This window comes from Streptomyces sp. NPDC091280 (genome assembly GCF_044768565.1).
In the GTDB taxonomy this organism is placed as follows: domain Bacteria; phylum Actinomycetota; class Actinomycetes; order Streptomycetales; family Streptomycetaceae; genus Streptomyces.
The window spans coordinates 135,340-147,512 of the sequence record NZ_JBIVUZ010000007.1; the positions used below are offsets into that span (position 1 = coordinate 135,340).

6 protein-coding genes are annotated in these 12,173 nt (G+C 71.1%); 5 read left to right on the forward strand and 1 reads right to left on the reverse strand.

The window, feature by feature from the left end; all coding sequences use genetic code 11:
* Positions 1–6: 6 nt before the first annotated feature.
* Positions 7–2,211 carry an MMPL family transporter gene (locus tag ACIQPR_RS21880; RefSeq protein WP_403650814.1) on the reverse strand — a complete coding sequence of 735 codons (2,205 nt, stop codon included), beginning with the start codon at positions 2,209–2,211 and terminating at the stop codon, positions 7–9.
* Positions 2,212–2,492: 281 nt separating this feature from the next.
* On the opposite strand from ACIQPR_RS21880, the gene ACIQPR_RS21885 reads away from it, so the two are divergent.
* The 5 genes from ACIQPR_RS21885 (at position 2,493) to ACIQPR_RS21905 (ending at position 12,166) form a co-directional block, all read left to right on the forward strand.
* On the forward strand, positions 2,493–4,742 hold the full coding sequence (locus tag ACIQPR_RS21885; protein ID WP_403650815.1) for a glycoside hydrolase family 3 C-terminal domain-containing protein: 2,250 nt from the start codon (positions 2,493–2,495) through the stop codon (positions 4,740–4,742).
* A gap of 146 nt (positions 4,743–4,888) precedes the next feature.
* Entirely contained in the window at positions 4,889–5,869 is a 981-nt protein-coding gene (locus ACIQPR_RS21890; protein WP_403650817.1) for a LacI family DNA-binding transcriptional regulator, read from the forward strand.
* A gap of 223 nt (positions 5,870–6,092) precedes the next feature.
* Positions 6,093–7,553: an MFS transporter gene (locus tag ACIQPR_RS21895; protein ID WP_403650818.1), complete on the forward strand. Its 1,461-nt coding sequence runs from the start codon at positions 6,093–6,095 to the stop codon at positions 7,551–7,553.
* Between the two features lie 43 nt (positions 7,554–7,596).
* The gene (locus tag ACIQPR_RS21900) at positions 7,597–10,056 is read left to right on the forward strand and encodes a glycoside hydrolase family 2 TIM barrel-domain containing protein (RefSeq protein ID WP_403650820.1); all 2,460 of its coding nucleotides are present in this window, start codon (positions 7,597–7,599) and stop codon (positions 10,054–10,056) included.
* 13 nt (positions 10,057–10,069) lie between these two features.
* Positions 10,070–12,166, forward strand: a complete 2,097-nt coding sequence (locus tag ACIQPR_RS21905; RefSeq protein WP_403650822.1) for a hypothetical protein — start codon at positions 10,070–10,072, stop codon at positions 12,164–12,166.
* Positions 12,167–12,173: the final 7 nt, after the last annotated feature.

Genomic DNA, 12,173 nt, shown 5'->3' on the forward strand with positions numbered 1-12,173 from the left:
GTCCGGTCAAACCCTCACCGGCTCCTGGGGCGCGGTCTCGCCGCCCACGACCGGCGGCGGAGTCGTGAGCCCGGCGCCCTCCACGTCGACGCGGGGCAGCACCCGGTCCAGCCACTTCGGCAGCCACCACGCCTTGTCGCCGAGCAGCGCCAGCACGGCGGGCACCAAAGCCATCCGTACGACGAACGCGTCGAACAGCACCGCCACGGCGAGCCCGAACCCGATCGTCTTGACCATCGACTCGCCCGACCCGACGAACCCGGAGAACACCGCGATCATGATCACCGCGGCGGCGACGACCACCCGCGCGCTGTGGCGGAACCCGGAGACGACGGCGTCGGTGGCGCGGTCGCCGTGGACGTACGCCTCCCGCATCCGGGCGACCAGGAACACTTCGTAGTCCATCGCCAGACCGAACACGATGCCCACCAGGAAGATCGGCATCAGGCTCATGATCGGGCCGGCCTGCTCCACGCCCAGCAACTGCGCGCCCCAGCCCCACTGGAAGACCGCGACGACCGAGCCGAGAGCGGCCAGCACCGACAGCAGGAACCCGAACGCGGCCTTGACCGGGACGAGCACCGACCGGAAGACCACCAGGAGGAGCAGCAGGGCCAGTACGACGATGACGGCCAGGTAGGGCACGAGGGCGGCCTGGAGGGCCCCGGCGATGTCGATGTTCATCGCGGTGCTGCCGGTGACCTCGAAGGTCGCCCCCGTCGCGCGCTCCAGGGCGGCGCGTTCCGAGCGGATGGTGCGGACGAGGTCCTTGGTGTGCTCGTCGTTCGGGCCGGTGGCCGGGACCGCCGAGAACAGCGCGGTGTCGCCCGCCTCGTTGAACTGTGCGGAGGAGACGGACACGACCCCGTCCGTGGCGCCGATCTCCTTGGCGATCCGTCGCACGGCCGTCTTGGCGTCGGTCGCGTCCTTGGCGTCGACGACGATGGTCAGCGGGCCGTTGAAACCGGCGCCGAAGCCGTCCGCGAGGGCGTCGTAGGCCCGTCGCTCCGTCGACGAGACCGGCTTGGACTCGGCGCCCGGCATGCCCATCTCCAGGCTCGTGGCGGGCAGGGCCAGCACGCCCAGGCCCACGACGGAAACGACCAGCACGACTACCGGGCGGCGCAGCACGAAGCGCGCCCAGCGGCTTCCGCCGTTGCCGGTCGCGGCGGGGACCGGCGAATTCTTGCGGGTACGGCGGGACAGCACCGCGTCCGGCCACATGCCCAGCAGCGCCGGGACGAGGGTGAGGGCGACCAGCACGGCGACGACCACGGCGCCCGCCGCGCACAGGCCCATCTTCGTCAGCATCGGGACACCGACCACGGTCAGGCCCGCGAGCGCGATGACGACGGTCAGCCCGGCGAAGACCACGGCGGAGCCGGCCGTGCCGACCGCGAGCCCGGCCGCCTCGGCCGGCTCATGGCCGTTGGCGCGCTCCTCGCGGTAGCGGGAGACGACGAAGAGGGCGTAGTCGATGCCGACCGCGAGTCCGAGCATCGAGGCGAGCGTACCCGTGGTCAGGGACAGGCCGAAGACGCTGCCCAGGGCCATGATCGCGGCCATGCTGGTCCCGACGCCGAGCACGGCGGTGAGCAGCGGCAGCCCGGCAGCGGCGAGCGATCCGAAGGTGATCAGCAGGATCACCGCGGCGAGACCTATGCCGATGGCCTCGGCGCTGCCGCCCGCGGCGGGCTGTTCGGCGAGGGCGGTGCCGCCGACCTCGACCGTGAGACCGGACGCGCGCGCCGCGCCGATGGTCTTCTCCAGGGCGGCCTTGTCGGTGTCGGTGAGGTCGTCGGCCTTCACCTCGTAGTTCACGGTGGCGTAGGCGGTGGAGCCGTCCTCGCTCACCGCGCCCGCGGTGAACGGGCTCACGGCGTTCGCGACCTTGGGTTCGTCGGACGCTTCCGTGACGAGCGTGTCGATGGCGGCCCGGTTTCCGGCGGCGGTCACCTTCTCGCCCTCGGGCGCGACGAACACGATCCGCGCGGTGGCGCCGTCGGCGTCCGCCCCGGGGAAGCGCTCCCCGATGAGGTCGAACGCCTTCTGCGCCTCGATGCCGGGCATGAAGGACGTGCCGTCGTCGGAGGAGGCCGGAGCCAGGGCGGCGCCGGCCCCGGCACCGCCGAGGATCACCACCCACAGCAGTACGACGAGCCAGCGGCGCCGGAAGGCCGTGCGGCCCAGACGGTAGAGCGAGGTAGCCACAGGAAACAGGTCTCCAGGTCAGGTCTCGGGTGGACGGCCAGCCTGACGGGACAGGGGGTGCCGGGACATCGTGCGCGTGCTCGCAATCCCGCTTGGTGTCCCTGCATGAGCCGACGCACCGCTGTCCTCCTCCGGGAGGAGGCGCGGTTCCGGCCCCGGGATGACTCCGCGCACCGCACGCCCGGGAAGCCTTGTTCACCACCGGTTCCCCGGCTAAGGTCCACGGACGCGCGTCACTGATGCGCGTCAGTAGCCGCCGTCTCCACCCAGAAGGACCCCGCATGCCCGACATCGACCTGTCCCGCCTGTCCCTGGAGCAGAAAGCCGCACTGCTGTCGGGACAGGACTTCTGGTCCACCCACCCGGTCCAGGACGCCGGGCTCCCCTCGGTCGTCCTGACCGACGGCCCGCACGGAGTCCGCCGCCAGGTCGGCGAGTTCGACCACATGGGCATCTACCAGAGCCTGCCCTCCACCTGCTTCCCGCCCGCGGTGGCCGTAGGCAGCAGCTGGGACCCCGAGGTCGCCGCCCGCGTCGGCGCGGCGGTCGGCCGCGAAGCCCGCGCCCTCGGTGTGCACGTCGTCCTGGGCCCCGGCGTGAACATCAAGCGGTCCCCGTTGTGCGGCCGCAACTTCGAGTACTACTCCGAGGACCCGCTGCTGTCCGGGCACCTCGGCGCGGCCCATGTGCGCGGCCAGCAGGAGGAGGGCGTGGGCGCCTCCCTGAAGCACTTCGCGGTCAACAACCAGGAGACCGACCGGATGCGGGTCAGCGCCGACGTCGACGAGCGCACCCTGCGCGAGATCTACCTCCCGGCCTTCGAGCACATCGTCACCGAGGCCCGGCCCGCCACCGTGATGGCCGCGTACAACAAGGTCAACGGGGTGCACGCGGCGCAGAACCGGTGGCTGCTGACCGAAGTCCTGCGCGAGGAATGGGGGTTCACCGGAGCGGTGGTGTCCGACTGGGGTGCGGTCCACGACCCGGTGGCGTCCGTGCTGGCGGGGCTGGACCTGGAGATGCCGGGCCCCGCTCCGGAGAACACACGGCGCATCGTGGACGCCGTACGCGAGGGCGAGTTGGACGAGTCCGCGGTCGACACGGCCGTACGACGGATTCTCGCGCTGGCCGGTCTGGTGGCCGAGCCGTGCGACGGTTTCGACGTGGACGCCCATCACCGGCTGGCCCGGGAGCTGGCGGCCGAGTGCGCCGTCCTGCTGAAGAACGAGGACGGTGTCCTGCCGCTGGCGCCCGGTCAACGGGTCGCGGTCATCGGGGAGTTCGCCACCACCCCGCGCCACCAGGCCGGCGGCAGCTCGCACCTCAACCCGACCCGGCTGGACAACGCCCTGGACGCGATGCGGGAGTTGGCGGCCGAAAGGACCAACACGGTTGACTTCGCGCCCGGTTTCGCCTCGGACGGCTCCGGGGACGCCGTGGCGCTCCGGGAGGCCGCGGTGGCCCTCGCCCGCTCCTCGGACGTGGCCGTCGTCTTCGCCGGGCTCGCGGAGCGCGAGGAGTCCGAGGGATTCGACCGCGACACGCTCCACCTCCCGGCCGTACAGATCGAACTGATCCGTGCCGTCGCCGCGGCGGCCGTCCGGACGGTGGTGGTGCTCTCCAACGGCGGGATCGTCTCGCTGGAGGGCTGGCACGACGACGTCGACGCGATCCTGGAGGGTTTCCTGCTCGGCCAGGGCGGCGGGGGCGCGCTCGCCGACCTGCTGTTCGGCGCGGCCGACCCGTCCGGCCGACTCGCGGAGACGATCCCGCTACGGCTGGAGGACAACCCCAGCTTCGTGAACTTCCCCGGCGAGCAGGGCCATGTCCGCTACGGCGAGGGCGTCATGGTGGGCTACCGCTGGTACGGGACGACGGGCACACCGGTGCGCTATCCGTTCGGGCACGGGCTGTCCTACACCACCTTCACGGTGAGCGGCCTGGCCGTGGAGAGCACCGGGGACGACTCGGCCCGCGCCTCGCTCACCGTCACCAACACCGGCGACCGCGCGGGCAAGCACGTCGTCCAGGTCTACGTCTCCCCGCAGGCCGGACCGGTGCGACGGCCGACACGCGAGCTGCGCGCCTTCACCAAGGTCCGCCTCGCGCCCGGCGAGTCCCGGACGCTGACCTTCGACCTGGGCCGCCGCGCCTTCGCCTACTACGACGTCCTGGACGCCGGCTGGGCGGTCGCGCCCGGCGAGTACCGGGTTCAGATCGGCGAGAACGCCGAGCACATGGTCGCGGAGGCGTCCGTGTCCCTCGCCGGGGACGCGCCCGCCCAGGAACTGACCCTGGAGTCCACGTTCGGCGAGTGGATCGCGCACCCCGTCATCGGCTCGACCCTCCTGGACGAACTCACCGCCGCTCTCCCCGAGGACCAGGGCTCGCAGCTGAGCGACCGTCCGGAACTGCTCCAGGCGGTGCGGGACGTGCCGATGAAGCGGGTCGTGGGGCTGGTCGAGGGCGACGCCCTGGACGCGACGCTTCAGCGCCTGATGGAACGTACCCGTGTCGCCGACCGCCCCTGAGCCCCTCCGACTGATGCGCGTCAGTGAACGTGTCGCGGGACGCGTATCATCGGGGCACCTGCCGAGACCGCGGCAGGTGGCGGGCGGTGCGCGACGGGCGGAACACGCGTGCGGCCGTGCCGACGGCTCGGACGGATCAGAGGGTCATGACGCGCCCCGCGAAGCGGATCACCAGTGCCGACGTCGCCCACGCGGCCGGCGTCTCGCGCACCACCGTCAGCTACGTGCTCAACAACCGGCCCGGGCAGACGATCCCGGAGGAGACCAGGAAGCGGGTGCTGGCCGCGGCCGAGCGGCTCCAGTACCGGCCGCACGCCTCGGCGCGTGCCCTGGCCGCCGGCCGCAGCGACATCGTGCTGCTGTCCATCCCCGATCTGCCCATCGGTCCGAGCATCAGCCGCTTCGTCGAGGAACTGACCGTCGCCCTCGCCGATCACGGGCTGACGCTGGTCACCCATCTGATGGCCGAGCGCGGCCGGTCGGTGCCGGACGTGTGCGCCACCGTGGGCGCCTCGGCGGTGCTCGGGTTCGAGGGCTTCGACGAGGCGACCGTCGCGGCGCTGCACGGGCTCGGTGTGCGGGTCGTGCTGCCGCCGACCGACGCCCATCTCTCCGCCATGCCCTCGCTGGGACGTATGCAGGCGGAGCATCTGATCGGCCGCGGTCATCGCCGGATCGGATATCTGCTGCCCTCGCCGTCGCGGTTCCGGCGCATGGGCGAGGAGCGCCTCCAGGGGGTCGTCGAGGCGTGCGCGGACGCGGGTGTCGCGCCCCCGCTCGCGCTCGGCGCGCCCGATCTGGAGATCGCCCCGCTCGCCCATGTGGTGAAGCGGTGGCAGGACGAGGAGATCACCGGCGTGTGCGCGTTCAACGACGAGCACGCCATCGCCCTGCTCGCCGCCATGCGGCAGTTGGAGCTGACCGCTCCGGACGATCTCGCGGTCGTCGGGGCCGACGACATCCCCATGGCCCGCTTCGCCGCGCCGGCGCTCTCCACGGTCTACTTCGACCTCCAGGAGGCGGGCCGACACCGCGCGGAGGCCGTGGTGGCGGGCCTTACCGGTCGACGCGTGATCCCGGGCGGGCCGGGAGACAGCCTGCGGCTGGTCAAGCGGCTCTCCTCTTAAGACCGAGTTCTGAGACCGGGTCCTCGGACCGGGGGCCATCGCGTTACCAGCTCGTTACCCCCGCGCATCTTGCCGTCCTGAACGCACTGCGGTTTTCTACTTACGCGCGTCACTGACGCGCATCACTGGCGCCGTACGCCGGAAACCAAACCCCCCTCCCCCCACCGGCAGGAAGTCGTCAACAGTCGACTGAAACGTTTCACAAAGCCGTGAAAGGTACTCCATGTCCTCAACCGAGACCGCCCCCGACGCCGCACAGGCCGAACGGACGGGCTTCACCTCCCGGCACCTCCTCGCGCTCGTCGCGCTGCTGTGGACCGTCGCCCTGAACCCCATCGCGGGTCTGCTCGCCGGCAACTCGCAGGCCGAGGTGGCCGTCCACTTCCGTACGACGCAGATCGCGTGGTTCACCCTCGGGGGCGCGCTGCTGGGCACGTTCCTGACGCCGTTCGCGATGAAGGCCGCCGCGATGTACGGCAAGAAGCGCGTCCTGGTCGTCGCCACCGCCCTCGGCCTGCTCGGCGACGCCATCGCCGCCTTCGCCACCGACTACTCGACACTGATCGCCGGACGCGTCCTCGCCGGCGCCTACGGGGCGACGGTGTTCATCGCCTACGCCCTGGCCCGCGACATCTTCCCGCGCAGACTGGTCGGCACGGCCAGTGGTGTCCTGGCCGCCAGCATCGGCCTGGTGGGCCTCGGCGGCCCGTTCCTGTCGGCCTATCTGATCGACCATCACGGCTTCCACGGCGCCCTGTGGTTCATCGTCGTCTCCACCGCCGTATGCCTGCTCCTCCAGTTGCTGTGCGTGCCCGAGAGCCCGGTCCGCGAAGCGGCCCGCCGGATGGACTGGATCGGCGGCCTGCTGCTCGGCGGCGGCCTCAGCGCGATCGTCTACGGCATCGGCGAGGGCTCCACCTGGGGCTGGACCAGCGGAAGGACACTGACCTGGATCTGCCTCGGCGTCCTCGCGGTGCTGCTGTTCCTCCCCTACGAGTCCCGCGCGGCCGACCCGCTGCTGCCGCTGCCGCTGATCAAGCGGCGCCGGGTGTGGACGGTCTTCCTGGCCGCCTCGGTCGGCGCCGGCGCCACCTTCGCGGTCGGCACCGTCACCATGCTCCTGACCCTCATGCCGCACATCCCGACGATGTCCGACGGCCTCGGCTGGTCGGTCACCAAGAGCGCCACCGTCCAGTCGCCGATCAGCGTCCTGGTGATCGCGACGGCGGTCCTCACCGGATGGCTCGCCCGTCGCGTCGACACCCGCGTCCTGCTCGCCCTGGGCGGCGCCCTGACCACCGCCGGATACGTCGTCGCCTCCCAACTCCACACAGAGATCTGGCACTTCATTCTCCTGGGCGTCATCTCCGGCCCGGGCATGGGACTCGTCGTCTCCGTGCTGCCCATCATGGTCATCGAGTCGGTGGCTCCTGAGGAGCAGGCCCTCGCCAACGGTTCCCAGTGGCTGGTCCAGAGCGTGATCCAAGTGATCGTCAGCCAGCTGGTGTTCACGGTCATGGCGCAGGACGGCGTGGTCATGAAGGGCACCCAGTTCTACCTCGACGGCGGCTTCGCGAACGGCTTCCTGCTCGTCGCCGGATTCTGCGGCCTGGGCACCGTACTGGTGGCCCTCATCCCGAAGGCACGCCGTATCGACACCGTGGAGGCGGGCCAGGCGGCCTGACCCTCCGCCCTCCCCCACCTCTCCCGAACAGACAAGGCAGGCGATGATCCGCACCTCCTTCAACGACGACTGGCAGACCCGGCGCAAGGTGAACCCCTTCGCCGAACTGTCCGGCCCTGTGGCCCCGTTCCAGGCCGTCACCCTCCCGCACGACGCGATGATCGGCCAGGATCGCGTCGCGCCGGACGGCGAGGTGACCATGGAAGGAGGTGCGGGCGCCTACTTCCCCGGCGGCGTCTTCGAGTACCGCAAGACGTTCACCGTCCCCGACGAACTGCGGGGCAGACGCGTCCAGTTCGAGTTCGAGGGCGTCCACCGCGACGCCACCGTCCACATCAACGGCGCCTACGTCGGCCAACGCCCCTACGGCTACTCGCAGTTCACCGTCGAAGCCGACCCCTACCTGCGCTACGGACAGGACAACGAGATCCGCGTCGAGGCCCGCGCCCACCAGGACTCCCGCTGGTACACCGGCGCCGGGATCTACCGTCCCGTCTGGATGCTCACCGGCGATCTGGTGCGCCTGGTCCCGGACGGCATCCGCGTCACCACGCTCGACGTCGAGGGCGAGCGGGCCGTGGTCGAGGTCGCGACCCGGGTGCGCAACGACTCGATCGCGATCCGCACCCTCGACCTCGCGGTCAACGTGCGCGACGCGGCCGGGAACTCCGTGACCGGCGACATCACCAAGGTCACCGTCCTCCCCGGCGAGGACGCCGTCGTCCGCTCCCGCCTGTACGTGCGGGAGCCGGGCCTGTGGGACGTGGACAGCCCCCATCTCTACGACTGCCAGGTCGCGTTGAGCTCCGAGGGCGACCCGGTGGACAGCGACAGCGTGGTATTCGGGATCCGCTCGCTCCAGCTCGACCCCGAGCAGGGGCTGCGCCTCAACGGACGTACCGTCAAACTGCGCGGCGCGTGCGTCCATCACGACAACGGCCCGCTCGGCGCGGCCACTTACGCCCGTGCGGAGGAGCGGCGGGTGGAGCTGCTCAAGGACGCCGGGTTCAACGCGATCCGCATGTCGCACCACCCCATGAGCAGGGCCATGTTGGAGGCCTGCGACCGGCTCGGCATGCTCGTCGTGGACGAGACCTTCGACGTGTGGACGTCCGCCAAGAGCGGCTTCGACTACAGCCTGCACTTCCCCGAGTGGTGGGAGCGCGATGTCGAGGCGATGGTCGCCAAGGACTACAACCACCCCAGCGTCATCATGTACTCGATCGGCAACGAGATCCCCGAGGTCGGCTCGCCCGCCGGCGCCGCGTGGGGGCGCCGGCTCGCCGAGAAGGTCCGCTCCCTCGACTCCTCCCGCTATGTCACCAACGCCGTCAACGGCTTCCTCGCCGTCATGTCCGAACTGGCCGCCCTGCGAGGGCAGCACACGGAAGCGGCCGAGCAGAGCGGCGGCATCAATTCCCAGATGGCCGACGCCGGCGACATGATCAACTACGTCAGCGCCTCCGACCTGGTCACCCAGCGCACCGCCGAGTCCTTCGCCGTCCTGGACGTGGCCGGCATGAACTACGCCGAGGCCCGCTACACCCTCGACCGCGAACTCTTCCCGAACCGGATCATCCTGGGCACCGAGACCTTCCCCACCCGCATCGACGGCAACTGGCGGCTGGTCGAGCAACACGGCCACGTCATCGGCGACTTCACCTGGACCGGCTGGGACTACATCGGCGAAGTCGGCATCGGACGGCCCCAGTTCGCGACACCGGAGCACCCCCGCCCCGAGCACACCGCGCCCTTCCCGCACCTCCTCGCGGGCTGCGGCGACATCGACATCACCGGTCATCGCCGTCCCGCCTCCTACTACCGCGAGATCGTCTTCGGCCTGCGTTCCGAGCCCTACCTCGCGGTCCGGCGCCCCGAGCATCACGGGCTGACGCCCATCGGCGGACCGTGGGCCTGGAGCGACAGCATCGCCAGCTGGACCTGGCCCGGATTCGAGGGCAGGCCGATCACCGTCGAGGTGTACTCCGACGCCGACGAGGTCGAACTGCTCGGCAACGGCAACTCGTTCGGACGGCGGCCCGTTGGCGCGCGGCACCGCTTCCGCACCGAGTTCGAAGTCGCCTACGTCCCTGGGGAGTTGGTCGCCGTCGCCTACCGGGGCGGAATCGAGACCGGCCGCACCAGCCTCCAGCGGGCCCATGGTCCGGTGCGGCTGACGGCCGAGCCCGACCGCCCGGTCATCGAGAGCGGCGGCGGTGACCTCGCCTACATCACCCTCACCCTCACCGACGCCGAAGGCACCCTCCACACCGCCGCCGACCGGCCGGTCTCGATCGAGGTCTCCGGCGCCGGTGAACTGGTGGGCTTCGGCAGCGCCGCCCCCGCCTCGGAGGAACGCTTCGACGCGACCACGCGGCACACCCACGAAGGCCGCGCCCTGGCCGTCGTACGGCCCACCGGCACCGGGAAGATCCGCGTCCTGGCGACCGCGCCGGACTGCGAACCGGTCGAGGCCGTCATCACCGTCGAGACCGCCGAGTAAGGAAAGCAATCCAGTGATCGACAGGAAAACGTTGGTCCGCCGACACACCGTCCGTCTGACCGAGCCCGAGCCCGCCCATGTCCTCACCGTCGGCAACGGCGACTTCGCCTATTCGTGCGACATCACCGGCATGCAGTCGTTCCCCGGGTACCACGACCAGAGTGCCGCGATGGCGGAACGTCGGCTCGCCGTGCACACCGCGACCATGAGCACCTGGGGCTGGCACGCCATGCCCAACTCCGAGGGGTACACCCTCCCGGACGCCATGTCCGAGCACAACACCGCGCGGGGGACGGTGAGTTACCCCGACAGGTTCGGGATCGCCGCCATGATGGGCGGCGACCTGCCCGAGGAGATGAGGCCCGGAGCCTGGCTCAGCGCCAACCCGCAACGGCTCGACCTCGGCCGTATCGGCCTCCTGCTGCGCCCCGCCCCCGACGCCGAGCCCGAGAGCGGCCCCGAAGCCCTGCGGGACACCGAACAGTGCCTCGACCTGTGGACCGCGACGATCAGCAGCCGCTTCACCTACGCCGACCACGAGACGGCGGTCACCACGGTCGCCGACCCGCACGGGAGCCGCGTCGCCTTCCGCGTCGAATCCGAACTGCTCGCCAACGGCCTGGCCGGTGTCGTGATCCGCTTCCCCTACGCGAGCGACGGCTTCTTCGGCACGAGCGACTGGACGTCACCGGAGCGCCATCGCACCGACCTCGACCAGGTCACCGACACCGGGTGCCTCCTGCGCCGGACCCTCGACGCCACCACGTACACCGTGCGGCTCACCTGGTCGGCAGGTGCCGTACGCCCCACGGGGAACCCGCACGAGTACCTGCTGACCACGGACTCGGACACGCTCGAACTCGTCGCATCCTTCGCTGACAAGGACGAACTCCCCTCTCCCGGCGGTGACTTCGCGTCTCTCGCGGCGGCCTCGGCCACCTGGTGGGAGGACTTCTGGACCTCCGGCGCGGCCGTCGACCTCACCGGCAGCACCGATCCGCGGGCCGTCGAGCTGGAGCGGCGGGTGGTGCTCTCGCAGTACCTCACGGCGGTCAACTGCTCCGGGACCCTGCCCCCGCAGGAGACCGGCCTGATCACCAACTCCTGGCACGGCAAGCACCACTTGGAGATGCACTGGTGGCACGCGGCCCACTTCGCCGCCTGGGGCCGCCCCGAACTCCTCGAACGCGGCCTGGACTGGTACCTCTCCGTCCTCCCCGAGGCCCGCGCCACCGCACGCCGCCAGCGCTACGACGGGGCGCGCTGGCCCAAGCAGACCGGTCCGGACGGCCGCGAAAGCCCTTCCGACATCGGGGTGTTCCTCATCTGGCAGCAGCCCCACCCCCTCTACCTCCTCGAACTGCTGCACCGCAGCCGCCCGGACGGCGACCTGGTGGCGCGTTTCGCCGAACTCGTCGAGGACACCGCCGCGTTCATGGCCTCCTTCGTCGAGGAACGCGACGGGACCTACCACCTGCCGGCCCCGCTGCTCCCCGCCCAGGAGTTCTACGACGCGACGGCCACCGAGGACCCCACCTTCGAACTCGCCTACTGGTGGTGGGGGTTGGAGATCGCCCAGCGCTGGCGCGAGCGCACCGGCCGTGAGCGGGACAAGCAGTGGCAGCGCGTCCAGGACGGGCTGGCCCTCCCCCATCGGCGCGACGGCCGCTACACCGCCGTCGCCACCGAGCCGTATCTGAAGCGCGACGACCACCCCGCGCTCCTGTGCGCGCTCGGCGTCGTACCCGACACCCCGCTCGTCGACCCGACAGTCATGGCCGCGACGCTCCAGGACGTGCTGAAGGACTGGGAGTGGCACAGCGCCTGGGGCTGGGACTTCCCCGTGCTGGCGATGACCGCGACCCGCGTCGGCCGCCCCGACCTCGCGGTGGACGCGCTGCTCATGGACACACCGAAGAACCACTACCTCCCCACCGGCCACACGCCCCAGATCGGCAGCCTCCTGCCGGTCTACCTGCCCTCCAACGGCGCCCTCCTCGCGGCGGTCTCGCTCATGGCCGCCGGCTGGGACGGGGCGGACGGCGCGTGTCCCGGCTTCCCCGCGGAGGGCTGGACGGTACGGCACGAGGGCTTCACGCCGTGGCCGTGAGCCGGGC